Source organism: Streptomyces sp. NEAU-174 (genome assembly GCF_052665095.1).
In genome coordinates this window covers 549,218-567,402 of sequence record NZ_JBQTCE010000008.1, presented here as the reverse complement: position 1 = coordinate 567,402, position 18,185 = coordinate 549,218, and the positions used below count along the sequence as shown (strand labels likewise).

The 18,185-nt window shown below is 71.5% G+C and carries 17 protein-coding genes and 2 rRNA genes; 15 read left to right on the top strand and 4 right to left on the bottom strand.

From position 1 onward, the window contains the following. From ACT2CW_RS25850 to ACT2CW_RS25805, 10 genes are all read left to right on the top strand, one after another. A 23S ribosomal RNA gene (locus tag ACT2CW_RS25850) occupies positions 1–106 on the top strand; the annotation flags it as partial. 88 nt (positions 107–194) lie between these two features. Further along, positions 195–311 (top strand): 5S ribosomal RNA (gene rrf / locus ACT2CW_RS25845). A 76-nt stretch (positions 312–387) separates the two neighbouring features. Beyond that, the gene (locus ACT2CW_RS25840) at positions 388–1,044 is read left to right on the top strand and encodes an HAD family hydrolase (protein WP_445518406.1); all 657 of its coding nucleotides are present in this window, start codon (positions 388–390) and stop codon (positions 1,042–1,044) included. A 24-nt stretch (positions 1,045–1,068) separates the two neighbouring features. Continuing rightward, a complete protein-coding gene (locus ACT2CW_RS25835) occupies positions 1,069–2,313 on the top strand; it encodes an MFS transporter (protein WP_445518405.1) in 1,245 nt (414 codons plus the stop codon). Beyond that, on the top strand, positions 2,282–3,454 hold the full coding sequence (locus tag ACT2CW_RS25830; RefSeq protein WP_445518404.1) for an acetoin utilization protein AcuC: 1,173 nt from the start codon (positions 2,282–2,284) through the stop codon (positions 3,452–3,454). The genes ACT2CW_RS25835 and ACT2CW_RS25830 overlap by 32 nt, the downstream gene beginning before the upstream one ends. 387 nt (positions 3,455–3,841) lie before the next feature. Further along, the gene (locus tag ACT2CW_RS25825; RefSeq protein WP_414082262.1) at positions 3,842–4,657 is read left to right on the top strand and encodes a phosphatase; all 816 of its coding nucleotides are present in this window, start codon (positions 3,842–3,844) and stop codon (positions 4,655–4,657) included. 129 nt (positions 4,658–4,786) lie between these two features. Further along, on the top strand, positions 4,787–4,996 hold the full coding sequence (locus ACT2CW_RS25820) for a helix-turn-helix domain-containing protein (protein ID WP_014053989.1): 210 nt from the start codon (positions 4,787–4,789) through the stop codon (positions 4,994–4,996). 128 nt (positions 4,997–5,124) lie between these two features. Further along, on the top strand, positions 5,125–5,223 hold the full coding sequence (locus ACT2CW_RS25815) for a 30S ribosomal protein bS22 (protein ID WP_003948845.1): 99 nt from the start codon (positions 5,125–5,127) through the stop codon (positions 5,221–5,223). A 212-nt stretch (positions 5,224–5,435) separates the two neighbouring features. After that, positions 5,436–6,479, top strand: a complete 1,044-nt coding sequence (locus ACT2CW_RS25810; protein ID WP_137978961.1) for an NAD-dependent epimerase/dehydratase family protein — start codon at positions 5,436–5,438, stop codon at positions 6,477–6,479. 14 nt (positions 6,480–6,493) lie between these two features. After that, positions 6,494–7,540 carry a lysophospholipid acyltransferase family protein gene (locus ACT2CW_RS25805; RefSeq protein WP_037955294.1) on the top strand — a complete coding sequence of 349 codons (1,047 nt, stop codon included), beginning with the start codon at positions 6,494–6,496 and terminating at the stop codon, positions 7,538–7,540. A 51-nt stretch (positions 7,541–7,591) separates the two neighbouring features. On the opposite strand, the gene ACT2CW_RS25800 is transcribed toward ACT2CW_RS25805, so the two are convergent. From ACT2CW_RS25800 to ACT2CW_RS25785, 4 genes are all read right to left on the bottom strand, one after another. Next, entirely contained in the window at positions 7,592–8,836 is a 1,245-nt protein-coding gene (locus ACT2CW_RS25800) for a DUF5667 domain-containing protein (RefSeq protein ID WP_445518403.1), read from the bottom strand. A 217-nt stretch (positions 8,837–9,053) separates the two neighbouring features. Continuing rightward, positions 9,054–9,860 carry an ECF subfamily RNA polymerase sigma factor, BldN family gene (locus ACT2CW_RS25795; protein WP_086884617.1) on the bottom strand — a complete coding sequence of 269 codons (807 nt, stop codon included), beginning with the start codon at positions 9,858–9,860 and terminating at the stop codon, positions 9,054–9,056. 537 nt (positions 9,861–10,397) lie between these two features. Further along, a complete protein-coding gene (locus tag ACT2CW_RS25790) occupies positions 10,398–11,321 on the bottom strand; it encodes an HAD family hydrolase (RefSeq protein WP_445518402.1) in 924 nt (307 codons plus the stop codon). A gap of 116 nt (positions 11,322–11,437) precedes the next feature. Beyond that, complete coding sequence (locus tag ACT2CW_RS25785; protein WP_037955290.1) at positions 11,438–11,716, bottom strand: glutaredoxin family protein; 279 nt, start codon at positions 11,714–11,716, stop codon at positions 11,438–11,440. A gap of 385 nt (positions 11,717–12,101) precedes the next feature. Here ACT2CW_RS25785 and ACT2CW_RS25780 point away from each other — a divergent pair, with 385 nt between their 5' ends. The 5 genes from ACT2CW_RS25780 to hemB are packed head-to-tail and all read left to right on the top strand — an operon-like array spanning position 12,102 to position 18,103. Next, positions 12,102–12,923, top strand: coding sequence for a redox-sensing transcriptional repressor Rex (locus tag ACT2CW_RS25780; RefSeq protein WP_445518401.1), 822 nt, complete (start codon positions 12,102–12,104; stop codon positions 12,921–12,923). After that, positions 12,920–14,455: a glutamyl-tRNA reductase gene (locus ACT2CW_RS25775; RefSeq protein ID WP_445518400.1), complete on the top strand. Its 1,536-nt coding sequence runs from the start codon at positions 12,920–12,922 to the stop codon at positions 14,453–14,455. The genes ACT2CW_RS25780 and ACT2CW_RS25775 overlap by 4 nt, the downstream gene beginning before the upstream one ends. Then, on the top strand, positions 14,452–15,441 hold the full coding sequence (hemC, locus tag ACT2CW_RS25770) for a hydroxymethylbilane synthase (protein ID WP_445518399.1): 990 nt from the start codon (positions 14,452–14,454) through the stop codon (positions 15,439–15,441). The genes ACT2CW_RS25775 and hemC overlap by 4 nt, the downstream gene beginning before the upstream one ends. After that, on the top strand, positions 15,438–17,102 hold the full coding sequence (locus ACT2CW_RS25765) for a bifunctional uroporphyrinogen-III C-methyltransferase/uroporphyrinogen-III synthase (RefSeq protein WP_445518398.1): 1,665 nt from the start codon (positions 15,438–15,440) through the stop codon (positions 17,100–17,102). The genes hemC and ACT2CW_RS25765 overlap by 4 nt, the downstream gene beginning before the upstream one ends. Further along, on the top strand, positions 17,099–18,103 hold the full coding sequence (hemB, locus tag ACT2CW_RS25760) for a porphobilinogen synthase (RefSeq protein WP_182467505.1): 1,005 nt from the start codon (positions 17,099–17,101) through the stop codon (positions 18,101–18,103). Before ACT2CW_RS25765 ends, hemB begins: the two co-directional genes overlap by 4 nt. Positions 18,104–18,185: the final 82 nt, after the last annotated feature.

The window sequence follows — 18,185 nt, the reverse complement described above, 5'->3', positions numbered from 1 at the left end:
CGTGATGGGTTAAGGCTCCCAGTAGACGACTGGGTTGATAGGCCAGATATGGAAGCCGGGTGACCGGTGGAGTTGACTGGTACTAATAGGCCGAGGGCTTGTCCTCAGGTGCTCGCGTCCACTGTGTTGGTTCTGAAGCAATGAACCGTCTGACCGCCCCTTTGTGGGCTGGGTCCGGTTCATCTTCATAGTGTTTCGGTGGTTATAGCGTTAGGGAAACGCCCGGTTACATTCCGAACCCGGAAGCTAAGCCTTTCAGCGCCGATGGTACTGCAGGGGGGACCCTGTGGGAGAGTAGGACACCGCCGAACAAATTTTACGAAAAGCCCGGTTGGGAGCTTCGGCTCGCAACCGGGCTTTTCGCATTTCTGTTTGTAGGCTGACCGCATGCACTATGACCTGGTCATCTTCGACAACGACGGAGTGCTCGTCGACAGCGAACCCATCTCCAACCGGCTTCTCGCGGCCTACCTCACGGAGTTGGGACACCCCACCAGCTACGAGGACTCCATACGCGACTACATGGGCTCCGCCATGCATCGCATCCACGACCTGGTACTCGAGCGCTCGGGCCGGCGGCTTCCGCCCGACTTCGACACCACCTTCCACGGCCGGGTCTTCGACGCCTTCCGCCGTGAGCTGCGGCCGGTGACCGGGGTGGCCGAGGTGCTGGAGAAGCTGCGGGCCGACGGGGTTCCGTACTGCGTCGCCTCCTCCGGAAGCCATGAGCGCATCCGCGTGGCCCTCCGTACGACCGGGCTGTACGACCTCTTCGGCGAGGACCACATCTTCAGCTCCGAGGACGTGGGCCGGGGCAAGCCCGCCCCGGATCTGTTTCTCCACGCGGCCGAGCGCATGGGCGTGGCGCCCGAGCGCTGTGCCGTCGTCGAGGACAGCCCGCTCGGGGTCCAGGCCGCCCTGGCGGCCGGGATGGATGTGTACGGCTACACGGCCATGACACCCGCCGCCAAACTCGCCGCGGCCCGGGGCCTCTTCATGGAGATGGCCGAACTGCGAGGACTGCTCACCTCTACCCACAGGTAGCCCGGGGCCGTACGCTCCACGGCCATGACGGATTCGCGTCCGAGCCGCCGGCTTCGGCAAGGCCGGGCCTCATTGGCCATCAGCTTCTTCGTCCAGGGCGCGATCTTCGCTCTGCTGGTGACGCGCATCCCCGCGCTCCAGGACCGGTACGGGATATCCGATGGGCTGCTGCCCCTCTTCCTGGCCGCCGTGCCGATCCTCGCCGGGGTGGGCAGCGTCTCCACCGAGCATCTCGTCAAGCGGATGCGTCCGGGGCTGGTCCTCCGCGTGGTGCAGCCCATCGTCTCCCTCGCCCTGCTGTCCGCCGGATCGGGGACGACGGTGTGGCAGCTCGCCGTGGCGCTCGGGGTGTTCGGGCTGACGGTCGGGGCGCTCGACGCGTCGATGAACATGCTCGGGGTGAGCCTCCAGCGCGCGTACGGGCGCAGCATCATGCTCGGTTTCCACGGCGCGTACAGCCTGGGCGGGATCGCCGGGGCCTCGCTCGCCTGGGTGGGGGCGCACTGGGATCTGCCGCTGCCCACGCTCTACGCGCCGCTGGTGGCCGTCCTGGTGCCCGTCGCGCTGATCGCCGGCCGCTGGTACGTCGACCACCGGGGCGAGCACCGGAGTGGCCGCCGGGCGAAGCACCAGGGCGTCGAGCCGACCGAAGTGTCGCGGGGCGGGACCACCGTGAGCATGCGGGCGCTGCTGCCGCTCTGTCTCGTCATGGCCTTCGCCTACATCGGTGACTCCACCGTCTCCAACTGGAGCGCCAAGTACCTGGAGGACGTGCTGCACAGCTCCGAGCAGCTGGCCACGGTCCCGTACAACGTCTACATGGTCACCACGCTCCTCGGCCGGTCCTTCGGCGATCTCGGGGTGCGGCGCTTCGGCGCGGTCACCGTGGTCCGGGCCGGGGCGCTGCTCGCGGGCGGCGGCTTCGCGGTGGTCGCGGCGGCGCCCGGCGCCTGGGTGGGGATGGCCGGGTTCACGCTGCTGGGGCTGGGGTTGTGCGTGCTGGTGCCGCAGACCTTCGCGGCCGCGGGGCGGCTCTTCCCCGGGGCGTCCGACGCCGCCGTCGCGCGCCTCAACATCTTCAACTACGTGGGCTTCCTCATCGGCTCCCCGCTCGTCGGCGCGCTGGGCGGGGCGTGGAACTACCGTGCGGCGATGCTGGTGCCGATGGCGCTCGTGCTGATGACGATCCGGTATGCGAGGTCGTTCAGCCCTGTACCAGCCGGATACGGTGACGGGCATGAGCGGCCGCGCACAGTTGATGTGGGATGAGGAAGTAACCGGATACGACTTCGGCGCCGGGCATCCGATGGACCCGGTGCGGTTGGCGCTGACCATGGGGTTGGTGCGGGCGTACGGGCTGGACCGGGCGGTCCGGGTGGTGGCCGCCAAGCCGGCCGGGGAGTCGACGCTGCGCCTGGTCCACGGGCAGGAGTACATCGAGGCGGTACGGCGCGCCTCGGCCGCCCCGGAGGCGGCGGACGGCTCGTACGGCCTCGGGACGATCGACGATCCGGCCTTCGCGGGGATGCACGAGGCATCCGCGCTGATCGCCGGGCAGTCGGTGGGCGCGGCCGAGGACGTCTGGAGCGGGGAGGCCCTGCACGCGGTGAACTTCGCGGGCGGGCTGCACCACGCGATGCCCCGGGGCGCGTCCGGGTTCTGCATCTACAACGACGCGGCGCTGGCGATCGCGCGGCTGCTGGAGCTGGGGGCCGAGCGGGTCGCGTACGTGGATGTGGACGTCCACCACGGGGACGGGGTGCAGGCGGCGTTCTGGGACGATCCGCGGGTGCTGACGATCTCGCTGCACGAGCACCCCCGGACGCTGTTCCCGCAGACCGGCTGGCCGGAGGAGGCGGGCGGGGAGGGCGCCGAGGGCTCGGCGGTCAATCTGGCGCTGCCGGCCGGGACCTCGGACGCGGGCTGGCTGCGGGCCTTCCACGCGGTGGTGCCGGAGCTGCTGGCGGCGTTCCGCCCGCAGGTGCTGGTGACCCAGCATGGCGCGGACACCCATGTCGAGGACCCGCTGGCCCACTTGGCGGTGACCGTCGACGCGCAGCGGGCGGTCGCCGAGAGCTGTCACCGGCTGGCGCACGAGCACGCGGACGGGCGGTGGGTGGCGCTCGGGGGCGGCGGCTACGCGGTGGTGGACGTGGTGCCGCGGTCCTGGACGCATCTGGTGGCGATCGCGGCGGGGCGGCCGGTGGAGGCCACGATGGCGGTGCCGGAGGAGTGGCGGCAGGAGGTGTATCGGCGGACTCGGATGGATGCGCCGCGGCGGATGACGGATGGGCGGGAGCCGGAGTGGGAGGACTTCCACGAGGCGGGGTACGACCCTGCGGATCGGTTGGACCAGGCGATTTTGGCGACGCGGCGGGTGGTCTTTCCGCACCATGGGCTGCTGCCGTAGATCGGCCCGTACGACGGCCGCGGCCCGGGGGTGGCCGGCGTTCCGGGACGCCTGCGGCGGGCTGCTCCCCTCCCCGCCCCTTCCCGGCACCTGACGATATGCGGCTCCGCCGCGTGGGGGGCTCCGCCCCAGACCCCGCTCCTCAAACGCCGGAGGGGCTGGAAGGTGGGGCTCCGCCCCGGACCCTGCTCCTCAAGCGCCGGAGGGGCTGGAAGGCGCGGCTCCGCCCCAAGGCCCCGCTCCTCAAGGGCCGGGGGCTGGAAAGCCCGGGGCCAGGGGCGAGGGCACTGCCGTGCGGTGGACGACCCGTAGTGGCCGTTACGCCAACCGTGGGGTCTGCTTGCGTATTCGGGCGGCCGACGGGGTGGGTCCGCCAGCATCGGGGGTGTGTTGAGTACCGCGGCGCTGCGTGCGCATCTGCTGGCGGCGCGGCTCGCCGGGCCCGTGGCCACGAGCCGGGAGGAGAGCCTGCGCCGCTATCGGCTCTTCGCGGCCCGGGACCCCCGGGTGCTGCTCGGGCTGGAGCCCGATGACGACTGGTCCTTTATGGAATTGCTCGGTCTGATGGGCGAGAAATGCGGGGTTTCGGTCGACCCGGCCCATGTTTCGGGGCCGGATGTGATCGATCCGGAGCTGACGATCGCCGCGTTGGACGCCTTCGCGGACCGGCTGCGCGGGGCCGCCCGGGACCGGGTCCCGGTGCTCCTCGGCACCGGCCATCCCCACCGTCTCCTCGGCTTCTACGCCGCGTTGGCGTCGGCGCTCTCGGCGGCGGGCTGCCGTGTCCTCACCCCCGCAGAGGGTAGATGTATCGACATAACGACGCGGTTCGGCGTACGTACCCACCGGCTCGCCTACGTACGAGGTGTCGCGATGGTGCGGGCGCCCGGCGCTCGTCCGACCGCGAGTGAGCCGGGCGCCCACAGCCATTCGCCGCTCCCGGTTCGGGTCGCTCTCGGCTGTGCCGCGGAGTCCGGCGGGCCCCTGCCGGGACTGGTCATCGGGGACCACGGATGGGTCTGCGGAGCAGGTCAGCTGGGCTTTGAGGCCATGGGTCCGGGTGACACGGACGACCCCGCGCTGTTCGTCGGGGAGGCCGAGGGACGGGTGTCCGTCGCCGTTCCGCTTGATGACGGTGTGCGGTCTGGTTACTACCGGCCGATTACTCGCTATGTACTCAATCGAGCGTGTCTGTCACAGTAGGCGTCCGATCGCTACTCCTCTTCCCCACTTGCATCACCCGCCCCTAACCTGGGGTGGAGCGCGCATGCGACAAGGAGTCACCGGAGGGGAAGCCGGTGCCCGACATGTGCGGAAGGTTCAGGTGTTGTCATGGCTGCTGGCGAACGGCCTCTGAACGAGGTTCAGTTTCTGACCGTGGCGGAAGTCGCCTCGGTGATGCGAGTGTCCAAGATGACCGTGTACCGCTTGGTGCACAGTGGTCATCTGCCGGCGATCCGGGTGGGCAGGTCTTTCCGGGTCCCAGAGCAAGCGGTTCATGAATACCTCCGCGAATCGTATGTGGGGGTGGAGTCCGCCTAGGCCGTTTCCGGGCCCGGGGAGGACCCTCGGATTACGTGGTTCGCTCGGCGCCGGGTAGGCTGGCCCGATGTAGGTCGTGTGGGCTCGGACGCCCCGCACCGAGTGAATCGAAGTGAGCGAGGGTAGTCGTGGGCTCTGTTATCAAGAAGCGGCGCAAGCGGATGGCGAAGAAGAAGCACCGCAAGCTGCTCAAGCGCACGCGCGTCCAGCGTCGCAACAAGAAGTAAGCAAGCGACGCTGTGTTCGTCCCGCAGCCCTTCCACCACCGGTGGGAGGGCTGCGGTGCGTGGGTGGCACCGGTCTGAAGCCACCCTCGCCCCTCCGGCCCCGGCTCAAAACGTCGCACCGCGCGGCGAGTGGTCATCACAGCGCAACACCGAGCGGTTACGGTGTTCGGCACAGCCCAGCTCGGACGAGGGTGGGAAGGAAGGCGCTGATCTTGGGAAAGGTCGTGCTCGTCACCGGAGTCGCTCGCCGGCTGGGAGGCCGTTTCGTCCGGCGCATACAGCGCGAACCCGATGTGGAGCGGGTGATCGGCGTGGACGCCGTACCGCCCGAACACCACCTCGGCGGCGCCGACTTCGTCCGGGCCGATATCCGTCATCCCACGATCGGGAAACTGCTCGCCGAATACGGCGTCCACACCGTCGTCCACATGGATATCAACGGCACTCCGCTGGGCGCGCGCGGCAATCGCGCCTCGGTCAAGGAGACCAATGTCATCGGCACCATGCAGCTGCTCGGCGCCTGCCAGAAGGCCCCGTCGGTGCAGCGGCTGGTGGTGAAGTCCAGCACCAATGTGTACGGCTCCGCGCCCCGCGACCCCGCCGTCTTCAGCGAGACCACCCCGCCCAAATCCCTCCCCAGCGGCGGCTTCGCCAAGGACACCGTCGAGGTCGAGGGGTATGTCCGGGGTTTCGCCCGGCGTCGCCCCGATGTCGCGGTGTGCGTGCTGCGCTTCGCCAACATCCTGGGGCCGTGCGCGGACTCCCCGCTCGCCGAGTACTTCGCGCTGCCGGTGCTGCCCACCGTCATCGGCTACGACCCGCGGCTCCAGTTCGTCCATGAGAAGGACGCCATCGAGGTGCTGCGGATCGCGGCCTCCGAGCCGCGCCGGTCCACGCTCAACAGCGGCACGTTCAACATCGCCGGAGACGGGGTGCTGCTGCTCTCCCAGGCCGCCCGGCGGCTCGGCCGTCCGACCCTGCCGCTGCTGCTGCCCACTCTGCGCTGGGCCCGCACCGCACTGCGGTCCCTCGGCATCACCGACTTCTCGCCCGAGCAGATCCGGCTGCTCACCCACGGCCGGGTCGTGGCCACCACCCAGATGCGCGAGACCCTGGGATTCGAACCCGAGCACACCACCGCCGGCGCCCTCGCGGACTATGCGCACAGCCGTGGCCCCGGGCTGCTCCCGCCCGAGACCCTCGCCCGTACCATCGACCGGCTCGCCGCGCTGCTGCCCGCCGGCGCCCAGCCTTAAGGAGCGCAACTACCATGGCGGACGCCAAGGTCATTCCGTTCGGCGAGGAACCCCGGTCGTCCCGGAGGAAGGTCCCCCGGCTGGGCCGTGGCGGCCGCTCCCAGGGCTCGCTCAAGCCCGTACCGCAGCAGCGCGACGAGGCGCTCGAGCAGCGCCCCCAGACGGCGGCCGCGGCCGTGCCGCCGCTGCCGCCCGACCCGCCCAAACCCGCTCCGGGCAGCGGCGACTGGGAGCGCAAGCTGGCCCACGGGCTGAGCTTTCTGCGCCGCCGGATCACCGGGGACTACGAGGTCGACGACTTCGGCTACGACCACGATCTGACCGAGCAGGTGCTGATGTCCCTGCTGCGCCCGCTGTCCGACAAGTACTTCCGGGTCGAGGTGAAGGGGATCGAGAACATCCCCGACAGCGGCGGCGCGCTCGTCGTCGCCAACCACTCCGGGGTGCTCCCGCTGGACGGGCTGATGCTCCAGGTGGCCGTGCACGACAACCACCCCGCCAAGCGCCATCTGCGGCTGCTCGCGGCCGACCTGGTCTTCGTGCTGCCGGTCATCAACGAGCTGGCCCGCAAGGCCGGGCACACCCTCGCCTGCGCCGAGGACGCCCAGCTGCTGCTGGAGCGCGGCGAGGTGGTCGGGGTGATGCCGGAGGGCTTCAAGGGGATCGGCAAGCCGTTCTCGGAGCGGTACAAGCTCCAGCGCTTCGGGCGGGGCGGCTTCGTCTCGACGGCGCTGCGCGCGGGGGCGCCGATCGTGCCGTGCTCGATCGTGGGCGCGGAGGAGATCTATCCGATGGTGGGGAACGCGAAGACCCTGGCCCGGCTGCTCGGCATTCCGTACTTCCCGATCACGCCGACCTTCCCGCTGCTCGGGCCGCTGGGCGCGGTGCCGCTGCCGACGAAGTGGACCATCCAGTTCGGCGAGCCCATCCCCACGGACGGGCATCCGCCGGAGGCGGCGGACGACCCGATGCTGATGTTCAACCTGACCGACCAGGTACGAGAAACGATCCAGCACACGCTCTATAAGTTGCTCGTGCAGCGGCGGTCGGTGTTCTTCTGAGGGCTTGCTCCCGGGGGGTGGTGTGCGCTGTACACCACCCCCCGGGCTTTTTCACCTCGTGTCGTCGCCGTCGATGCTCAGGCCCGGCAGCAGGTCCGGCAGCAGCGGGGGAATCGTGATGTCCGGCTGGGACGGCTTGCTGCCCTGGTCGCCCTTGCCCGTGGACGGACTGGGGCTTGATCCGCCGCCGAGCGGTGGGTCCAGCAGATCGCCGGCCCCGCCCACCAGGCCGCCGCTCTGGCTGTGGGTGCTCGCCGAGGACGACGGGTGCGGGCGGGGGGCCGTCTTCTCGTCCGTGCGGCTGCCGCTCGGGGTGGCCGAGGCGGACGCCGGGCGGTCGTCCGGGTCCGGCCCGCCCGCGCGCTGCGGTGCATGGCCGGTCTGCGGACCGGACTGGGCCTGCTGCTCCTTCTTCGTGGGCAGCAACGCCCGCAGCGGACCGACCTCTTGGTCTATGGCGTCGAAGACCGAGCTCACCTCGTCGCCCACGTCCATGAGCTGGACCGGCAGCTGCTCGCGCAGCCGGCTCCAGCCGTCGCGGTGGGCCTGCGAGAAGGTGGACAGCTGCTGGATCGGGCCGAGCGAGCCGTCGCGCTCATAGACCTGGTGCAGCAGCCGGTGGCCCTCTGAGGCGTCATGGCGCATTCCGGCGAGGACCCGGCGGATCTCGCCCAGCGAGTCATGGTCCAGATCGCCGGTGCGGGTCCGCTCCATCAGCCGGCGCGCCTCGCTCATCCGCGTGGACGCCTGGTCCAGATAGATCCGGCCCCGGTCGGCGTCGCCGTCCGCCATCTCCAGCTTGAGGTCTTCCATACCGCGCTTGAACCCGTAGAGGGTGTCGCCCGGCAGCGCGTTCGAGCTGGCCGCGGCGACGCCGCCGAACGCGCCCGCCGCCACGCCGACCGTGAGCCCCCCGGCCGCGAGCCCCTTGGACCAGCGGGAACGGGGGCGGAATCTTGCCACCGGAGGTTTGGCCCGGTGGGCGCCGCTGGGGCGGCGGCGCTGCTCGGGCACGCGCGGCGCCCCCTCGGCGAAGGCCGCCTCCATGGCGGCGAGCAGCTGCGCCCGCTGGGTGGCGCGGACCTCCGGGTCCAATGTCGGTGCCGGCAGCTCGCCCAGCCCGCTCGCCAGGGCCAGCAGCCGTCTCCGCTCGGCGCTCTCCGCCGATGGGGAACCTGGCTGTTGCTGCGGCGTCTCGTCCCGGGCGGCCTGGTGGTTGCTCTCCAGGGCCTCCAGGGCCTCCAGGGCCTTGGCGAAGGCGTTCGCCCGCCGGTGTGCCGATACGTTCGCGATCACAGGCGGCACCTCCTCTCGTCGTGACGGTCGACTCCCCAGGACACCCGAGGGTTCCGTGCCATGCGCGCGTCCACCCGATCGAGTGAGTGGATCACTGGCAGGGTACGACCACAAGGCGCCTGCATCCCCCACAACGAGCGGCGCAGCACCCGGGTTACGCCCTCCCCGAGGGCCCTCCCGGCGGGCGGACGTACCGTGGCCGGGAGGCTACGGGCGGTCAGCGGGCGTCGTCCGGAAGAAGCCGGGCCAGCGTGCGTACGGCCCGGTACTGAAGCGTTTTGATCGCGCCCTCGTTCTTCCCCATGACCCGGGCGGTCTCGGCGACCGAGAGGCCCTGGAGGAAGCGGAGCGTCACGCACTCCTGCTGCTGCGGGTTGAGTTTTCGCACCGCTTGGAGCAGGGCGGCGTTGGACAGCGATTCGAGGACGGAGTCCTCGGGGCTGCGCTCGACCTCGTTGGCGTCCAGCATCTCGCCGGTGGTGACCTCCAGCCGGAAGCGGCTGGACTTGAAGTGGTCGGCGACGAGGTTGCGGGCGATGGTCACCAGCCAGGCGCCGAAGTCGCGGCCCTGCCAGGTGAAGGTGCCGATGCGGCGCAGGGCGCGCAGGAACGTCTCGCTGGTGAGGTCCTCGGCCGTGGCCCGGCCGCCCACGCGGTAGTAGATGTACCGGTAGACCGTGTCGGCGTACTGGTCGTAGAGCCGGCCGAACGCCTCGGCCTCCCCGGACTGGGCGCGCTCGACGAGGTCCATCATGCGGCGGCTGTCGCTGTCGGCGCCGGGGCGCCGGGCGGTGGGGGTGGAGCCGCGGGAACGTCTGCCGACCGCGGCGCCGCCGTCCGCCAGGGCGTAGCACGGACCGGCCTGGCCGGGGCGGTCGACCGTGCCGACGGCCGGGCTGACGGGCTGTGGGGTGGCGAGGGCGGGAACGGCATACGCGGTGGGGACGAAGCCGCGCAGACAGTCGAGGACCGTTGCGCGCAGCGTAGCCAGGCCCGAGGCGTCAACCCCGACGTGTGGGTACACGGGACTCCCAGAGGCAGAGCTTCCATCACGTGCAGTACGGGACCGTCACCCGCCGTAGGGACGCGTGGGTACCGGTTTGCGTCTAAGGAGAATAACGCTTCGTACAGGCGGCACTACACCCAGTTGCTCAAATCATCGTTTCCGTTCGCTCTGTTATGGATTGATGACGCATCAAGTATCGAACGTGTACCGCCAATTGACCGGAACCGTTCGTGGATTGTGCGATTGTGTGGCGTGTTGTGACAAAGCGGCGGTAAGGGGACTGGCGGGGGCGCTGTGGGGTAGGAAGCGCGGAATGACCGAAACAGGGCGGGTGCGTTCGGTTGGTGACCCTGTGCATCGATGGGCACGTCGTCACGGAGCGCGATCGGCGGTCAGGCTTGACCGTCCTCGGTCACGGTCGTACGAAGGCGGTCAGCACCGCCCGAACGGGGCACTCCGCAAGGGGTTCAACGGGAGGTCAGGCAGGGGGTCGGCGATGACGCCAGGCGGGCGAGCGGGCCTCGGCCGCCGACGGTCAGCGGAAGCCGCCGGTGGTCAGCGGCGCCTGCGGTGCAGGGCCACGGCGGCCGCAGTACCGCCCGCCACCGCGCCCACCCCGGCCGCCGCCGGGATGCCGATCTTGGCCGCTTTACGCCCGGTGCGGTAGTCGCGCAGCCGCCAGCCGTGCTCTCGGGCGTGCCTGCGCAGCCGTGTGTCCGGATTCACCGCGTACGGATGGCCCACGATCGACAGCATCGGGATGTCGTTCGCGGAGTCGCTGTAGGCCGCGCAGCGGGTCAGGTCCAGCCCCTCGGCCCCCGCCAGCGCCCGTACGGCCTCGGCCTTGGCCGGGCCGTGCAGCGGCTCGCCGACCAGCCGGCCGGTGTAGATGCCGCCCACCGACTCGGCCACCGTGCCCAGCGCCCCGGTCAGCCCCAGCCGCCGGGCGATGATCGTCGCGGTCTCGACCGGCGCGGCGGTCACCAGCCAGACCCGCTGCCCGGCGTCCAGATGGGCCTGGGCGAGGGCCCGGGTGCCGGGCCAGATGCGGTCGGCCATGTACTCGTCGTAGATCTCCTCGCCGATCGACATCAGCTCGGAGACCCGGTGGCCCTTGACGATGGACAGGGCGCTGCTGCGCACGTCCTCCATGTGCGCCGGGTCCTCGACCCCGGCCATCCGGAACCAGGCCTGCTGCCAGGCGAAGCGGGCGAGTTCGCGCTTGCGGAAGAAGTGCCGCTTGTAGAGGCCGCGGCCGAAGTGGAAGAGCGCGGCGCCCTGCATGACCGTGTTGTCCAGGTCGAAGAAGGCGGCGGCCCGCTCGTCGCCGACGACGGGGAACTCCGGCTCGGCGGGGGTCTGCGGTGCGGGGGCCTCGGCCGACGACTTGCGCGCGGCCTCGGCCGATGCCTCTCCGGCGAGGACACTCCGCTCGGTGGCGGGCTGTCGACGTCGGGTGAACCATCCCAGTGCGGCCATGGGGCGAGCATAGCCAGCGCTCCGGCGCATCCCGTTACGCCCGGGTGTCGGGCCGATTCAGGTTACGCGAAAGGGAGGCGCGCAAGGGCGGAACGGCCCCGGTCCGGCGGCCGGAATCAGCCGCCGAGCGCGGCGCGCAGCCGCTGGGGGTTCACCCGCCAGAAGTCGTGCTGCTCGCCGTCGATCAGCACCACCGGGATCTGCTCCCAGTAGGCGCGGTACAGCTCCTCGTCCTGGGTGATGTCCTTCTTCTCCCAGGGGGTGCCCAGCTCGCCGCAGACCTCCTCGACCACGGCCTCGGCGTTCTCGCACAGATGGCAGTCGGGCTTGCCGATCAGCGTGACCGTGCGCTCGGTGGGCTTCTTCCGCGGGGTGCGGCGCAGCAACGGGCTCATGGCCCCCAGTGTGCCCGCCCGCGTGTGCCCGCCCGCGCGGGCGGGCGGGTTCCGATGAGTCCGGGCCGGTTCCGGCGGGTTCGGAAGTGGGCTCTCGGTCGATTACGATCGTGGGCGTTTTGTTGCTGTCCGGGGGTAAAAAGGTGAGGAGTGAGGGCCTGTGCTCCCGTCGGCGGCCCAGCGGGGCGAGCGTGCCCGCGGGGAACGGTGCGACGCAGGTAGTGGTTCCGCGGCTGGCTCGATAAGGCGCGTGACACCGGTCACTTTGCACGGACAAAGCGGACACCATCTTTGTGCACGCGTTCACAAAGACATAGCCTGCTGTCGATGGGGCGGTCATGAAACACCCGGCCGCCCGCAGCCTCGCTCTACCCGCAGGAGCACCGTGGCAACTGGCCGAACTCACCGACCGGCGACCCGCAGCCGAGGGATCCCCGAGGCCACCGTCGCCCGGCTACCGCTGTATCTGCGTGCGCTGACCGCTCTCTCCGAGCGCTCGGTGCCCACAGTGTCCTCGGAGGAGCTGGCCACCGCGGCCGGCGTCAATTCGGCCAAGCTGCGCAAGGACTTCTCCTATCTCGGTTCGTACGGCACCCGCGGTGTCGGCTACGACGTCGAGTACCTCGTCTACCAGATCTCGCGGGAGCTCGGGCTCACCCAGGACTGGCCGGTTGTGATCGTCGGCATCGGTAACCTCGGCGCCGCGCTCGCCAACTACGGCGGCTTCGCCTCCCGGGGCTTCCGGGTCGCCGCGCTGATCGACGCCGACCCCGCGATGGCCGGGAAGCCGGTCGCGGGCATCCCGGTGCAGCACACCGACGAGCTCGAGAAGATCATCACGGACAACGGCGTCTCGATCGGCGTGATCGCCACCCCGGCGGGCGCGGCCCAGCAGGTCTGCGACCGGCTCGTGGCCGCCGGGATCACCTCGATCCTCAACTTCGCGCCCACCGTGCTGTCCGTTCCGGACGGGGTGGACGTGCGCAAGGTCGATCTCTCGATCGAGCTCCAGATCCTCGCCTTCCACGAGCAGCGCAAGGCGGGCGAGGAGGTCGGCGCCCCCGAGGAGGCCGCGGGGGCGGTGCCACCGCCGCCCGTGACGCCCCATCGAGCGCCCACCGGTGCCCCCGGCGCCCCTGGCGCTCCCGGCGCCGACAGCGGCCGCCAAGGACCTGACGGGGATGTGCCCGCCGTGATGCCGGCATGAGTCTCCTCGTCGTCGGACTGAGCCACCGCAGCGCGCCCGTGAGCGTGCTGGAGCGCGCCGCCCTGGTGGGGGACGAGCAGGCGAAGCTGGTGCAGGACACCCTCGCCGCCGAGCCCGCCACCGAGGCCGCGGTGCTGGCCACCTGCAACCGCATCGAGCTCTACGCCGACGTGGACAAGTTCCACGCCGGGGTCGCCGAGCTGTCCACGCTGCTCGCTCAGCACACCGGCGTCGGGCTGGACGAGCTCACCCCGTACCTCTACGTCCACTACGAGGACCGGGCCGTCCACCACCTGTTCTCGGTGGCCTGCGGGCTGGACTCGATGGTCGTGGGCGAGGGCCAGATCCTCGGCCAGATCAAGGACGCGCTGGCGCTGGGGCAGGAGCTGCACACCGCGGGGCGGCTGCTGAACGATCTCTTCCAGCAGGCGCTGCGGGTCGGCAAGCGGGCCCACAGCGAGACCGGGATCGACCGGGCGGGCCAGTCGCTGGTCACCTTCGGCCTGGAGCAGCTGGCCCAGGGCGCGCCGGTGGCGGAGTGGGCCCGGGGCAGGCGCGCGCTGGTGATCGGCGCCGGTTCGATGTCCTCGCTGGCCGCGGCGACGCTCGCGCGCGCCGGTGTATCAGAACTGGTGATCGCCAACAGGACGTTGGAGCGGGCGCTGCGTCTGGCCGAGTCCCTGGCCCAGCAGCACGCCGCCACCCCGGCCGCGATCATCCCCGCCGGTGAGGACGGTTCCGCCAGTGCGGAAACCGGTACGGAAACCGGTACGGAAACCGGTGCGGAAACCAGTGCGGAAACGTTGCGCGCGGGCCTGGTGGCCCGCGCCGTGCCCCGGGACCGGGTCTCCGCCGAGCTGCCGCACGCCGACATCGTCGTGTCCTGTACGGGCGCGACCGGGCTGGTCCTGACCGCCGCCGAGCTGCGCACCGCGCTCGCCCAGCGCGCGGCCTGCCCGCCCGCGGCGTACCCCGCCGCGGCGGACGTCTCGCTGCTCGACCTGGCGATGCCGCGCGACATAGACGCGGCGGCGCACCGGATCGAGGGGCTGCACCTGGTCGACATCGAGTCCCTCGCCGAGGCGGCCGCCGAGCCGTCCGGCGCGCCGGGCTCGTCCGCCGGGGCGATGGCCGCCGACGTGGACAAGGTGCGGACCATCGTCTCCGAGGAGGTGGCCGCCTTCGGGGCGGCCCAGCGCGCCGCGCACATCACCCCGACGGTGGTCGCGCTGCGTACCATGGCGGCGGACGTCGTCGCCAGTGAGATCGCCCGCCTCGACGGGCGACTGCCCGATCTGGACGACAAGCAGCGGGCCGAGATCACGCAGACCGTGCGCCGGGTGGTCGACAAGCTGCTGCACGCGCCCACCGTGCGGGTCAAGCAGCTCGCGAGCACTCCGGGCGGCGCCGGTTACGCGGACGCGCTGCGGGAGCTCTTCGACCTCGACCCGCAGGCGGTCGCCGCCGTCAGCCGCGCCGACGGCTCGGCCCGCGCCGCGGAACCGAACGACCCGAAGGGAGGCCGGGCATGAACGCCACCCCCTCACCCACCGCCTCCGGCGGCGCTCAGCCGCTGCGCCTGGGCACCCGCCGCAGCGCGCTCGCCATGGCCCAGTCCGGCCTGGTCGCGGACCTGGTCCGCGAGGTCACCGGGCGCCCCGTCGAGCTTGTCGAGATCACCACGTTCGGCGACACCTCGCGGGAGCACCTCGCCCAGATCGGCGGCGCCGGCGTCTTCGTCTCGGCGCTGCGCGAGGCGCTGCTCAGGGGCGAGATCGACCTGGCCGTGCACTCGCTGAAGGACCTTCCCACCGCGGAGCCGGAGGGGCTGACGCTGGCCGCGGTCCCGCGCCGCGAGGACCCGCGCGACGCGCTGATCGCCCGGGACGGGCTCACCTTCGCCCAGCTTCCGCCGGGGTCCCGGATAGGCACCGGGTCCCCGCGCCGCGCGGCCCAGCTGAACGCGTGGGCCCGCTCCTTCGGCCTCGACATCGACACCGTGCCGATACGCGGCAATGTCGACACCCGCATCGGCTACGTCCGCTCGGGACGGCTGGACGCCGTGGTGCTCGCCGCCGCCGGCCTGATCCGCCTGGGGCGGATCGGCGAGGCGACCGAGCTGCTCGATGCCGACCATGTTTTGCCCGCCCCCGGCCAGGGGGCCCTGGCAGTGGAGTGTGCCGCGTCCAACGTGGCGCTCGCTGCCCGGCTCGCCGAGCTCGACGACCCGTCCACACGGGTCGCCGTGACCGCCGAGCGATCCCTGCTCGCCGCCCTGGAGGCCGGCTGTAGCGCACCCGTGGGGGCGCTGGCCGACCTGTTGGGCGACGGTCAGGCTGTCACCGAAATGCGCCTGCGCGGCGTCGTCGGCACGCTCGACGGCACGACGCTGGTGCAGCTGTCCACCACCGGTCCCGTACCCGCGTCGCCCAGTCAGGCCGCGGACCTCGGTTGCGTACTCGCCGCCGAGATGCTCGCCAAGGGTGCGGCCGGTCTTATGGGGGAGCGAGCACTTTGAACCCCACCGCCCCGAATCACCCCGGCTGCGGACACGTCACCTTCCTCGGTGCGGGCCCCGGAGATCCGGGCCTGCTGACCTTGCGCGCCGTGGAGGCACTCGCCACCGCGGACGTGTTGATCGCCGACCCTCAAGTGCTCGACGTGGTGCGCAAGCACGTCAGGCCGGGCGTGGCCGCGGACGCTCAGGGCACACCGCAGCAGGCGGACGCTGATGGGTCATCAGCCACCGCCACCGTCCCCGTACTCAGGGACAGTGCCAATCTTGTCATGACGGCCGCGCGCGGCGGCAAGCGGGTCGTGCGCGCGGTCGCGGGCGACCCCGGCCTCGACGGATACGCCGCCGACGAGATGCTCGCCTGCGCGGCCGAGGGCATCGTCTTCGAGGTGGTGCCCGGTGTGGCCGCCGCGGTGGGCGTGCCGGCCTACGCGGGGGTGCCGCTGCGGGACGCCCACAGCGCGGATGTGCGCTTCGTGGACGCCCTGAGCGCCGACGAGCGCTGCTGGAGCGAGATCGGCTCGTCCGACGCGACCGCCGTGGTCTCCGCGACCCTGGAGACGGTGGCCGCCGCCGCGGGCGAGCTGGTGGCCGCGGGCCGCAAGCCGGACACCCCGCTCACCGTCACCGTCGCGGGCACCACCACCCGCCAGCGGACCTGGACCGCGACGCTCGGGACCATCGCCCAGGTGCTGAAGGCGGCGAAGGTGCTGCCGTCGCCGCAGGGCGCGCAGCCGGTGATAGCCGTGGTCGGCGAGCAGAGCGCGGCCGGCCGGCGCGATCAGCTGTCATGGTTCGAGTCCAAGCCGCTGTTCGGCTGGAAGGTCCTGGTGCCGCGCACCAAGGAGCAGGCCGCCTCGCTCTCCGATCAGCTGCGCGGCTACGGCGCGGTGCCCAGTGAGGTGCCGACCATCGCCGTGGAGCCGCCGCGCACCCCGCAGCAGATGGAGCGCGCGGTCAAGGGCCTGGTCACCGGGCGCTATGAGTGGATCGCCTTCACCTCGGTCAACGCGGTCAAGGCGGTGCGCGAGAAGTTCGAGGAGTACGGGCTCGACGCCCGCGCGTTCGCCGGGATCAAGGTCGCGGCGGTGGGCGAGCAGACCGCGAAGTCGCTGATCGAGTTCGGGGTGAAGCCGGATCTGGTGCCCAGCGGTGAACAGTCCGCGGCCGGGCTGCTGGAGGACTGGCCGCCGTACGACCCGGTGTTCGACCCGATCGACCGGGTGTTCCTGCCGCGCGCCGACATCGCCACCGAGACCCTGGTCGCCGGGCTGATCGAGCTGGGCTGGGAGGTTGACGACGTGACCGCGTACCGCACGGTGCGCGCCTCGCCGCCGCCGGCCGAGACCCGTGAGGCCATCAAGGGCGGTGGGTTCGACGCGGTGCTCTTCACCTCGTCGTCCACCGTGCGGAACCTCGTCGGCATCGCGGGCAAGCCGCACAATGTCACTGTCATCGCCTGTATCGGCCCGGCCACCGCGAAGACCGCGGAGGAGCACGGGCTGCGGGTGGACGTGCTGTCGCCCGAGCCCTCGGTGCTCAAGCTGGCCGAGGCGCTCGCGGACTTCGGGGCGGCGCGGCGGCAGGCCGCGCTCGAGGCCGGGGAGCCGGTCACCCGCCCGAGCGAGCGACGGCCCGGTTCGCGAAGGAGGGCACGCTCTTGAGCATCTCGTACGGCAGCTTCCCCGGTACGCGGCCGCGTCGGCTGCGCACCACGCCCGCGATGCGGCGCATGGTCGCGGAGACCCGGCTGCACCCGGCCGAGCTGATCCTGCCCGCGTTCGTCCGCGAGGGCGTGACCGAGCCGGTGCCGCTCCAGTCGATGCCGGGCGTGGTCCAGCACAGCCGGGACACCCTGCGGAAGGCGGCGGCCGAGGCGGTCGCCGCGGGGCTCGGCGGGATCATGCTCTTCGGGGTGCCGGAGGAGTCCAAGAAGGACGCGGTCGGCACCCCCGGCACGGACCCGGACGGGATCCTCCAGGTGGCGATCCGCGATGTGCGCGCCGAGGTCGGCGACGACCTCGTGATCATGTCCGACCTCTGTCTGGACGAGCACACCGACCACGGTCACTGCGGCGTCCTGGACGCCGAGGGCCGGATCGACAACGACGCCACCCTGGAGCGCTACGCCGAGATGGCCCGCGCCCAGGCCGACGCGGGCGTCCACACGGTGGGCCCCAGCGGCATGATGGACGGTCAGGTCGGCGTGGTCCGCGAGGCCCTGGACGGCGCCGGGCACCAGGACGTCTCGATCCTCGCCTACACCGCGAAGTACGCCTCCGCCTTCTACGGCCCGTTCCGCGAGGCGGTGGGCTCCTCGCTGAAGGGCGACCGCAAGACGTACCAGCAGGACCCGGCCAACGCCCGTGAGTCGCTGCGCGAGCTGGAGCTGGACCTGGCCGAGGGCGCGGACATGGTCATGGTCAAGCCGGCCCTGCCGTACCTGGACATCCTGAGCCGGATCGCCGACGCCGTGGACGTGCCGGTGGCCGCGTACCAGATCTCCGGTGAGTACGCGATGGTCGAGGCGGCCGCGGCCAACGGCTGGATCGACCGCGACCGCGCCATCATGGAGACGCTGACCTCGGTCCGGCGCGCGGGCGCGGGGATGATCCTCACCTACTGGGCGACCGAGGTGGCCCAGCGGCTGAACCGCGGGGAGTAGTTCTCCCTCGTGCTCTGTGGGCCGGACGCGCGCCTGTCGCGTCCGGCCCGGCTGCCGAGCCGAGCGTGCCGGTCATCACTGG

Bases quoted from the DNA above. Each gene is read 5' to 3' on its own strand.
- ACT2CW_RS25840 (WP_445518406.1), top strand. From the start codon at position 388: ATGCACTATGACCTGGTCATCTTCGACAACGACGGAGTGCTCGTCGAC.
- ACT2CW_RS25835 (WP_445518405.1), top strand. From the start codon at position 1,069: ATGACGGATTCGCGTCCGAGCCGCCGGCTTCGGCAAGGCCGGGCCTCA.
- ACT2CW_RS25830 (WP_445518404.1), top strand. From the start codon at position 2,282: ATGAGCGGCCGCGCACAGTTGATGTGGGATGAGGAAGTAACCGGATAC.
- ACT2CW_RS25820 (WP_014053989.1), top strand. From the start codon at position 4,787: ATGGCTGCTGGCGAACGGCCTCTGAACGAGGTTCAGTTTCTGACCGTG.
- ACT2CW_RS25805 (WP_037955294.1), top strand. From the start codon at position 6,494: ATGGCGGACGCCAAGGTCATTCCGTTCGGCGAGGAACCCCGGTCGTCC.
- ACT2CW_RS25790 (WP_445518402.1), bottom strand. From the start codon at position 11,321: ATGGCCGCACTGGGATGGTTCACCCGACGTCGACAGCCCGCCACCGAG.
- ACT2CW_RS25785 (WP_037955290.1), bottom strand. From the start codon at position 11,716: ATGAGCCCGTTGCTGCGCCGCACCCCGCGGAAGAAGCCCACCGAGCGC.
- ACT2CW_RS25775 (WP_445518400.1), top strand. From the start codon at position 12,920: ATGAGTCTCCTCGTCGTCGGACTGAGCCACCGCAGCGCGCCCGTGAGC.
- hemC (WP_445518399.1), top strand. From the start codon at position 14,452: ATGAACGCCACCCCCTCACCCACCGCCTCCGGCGGCGCTCAGCCGCTG.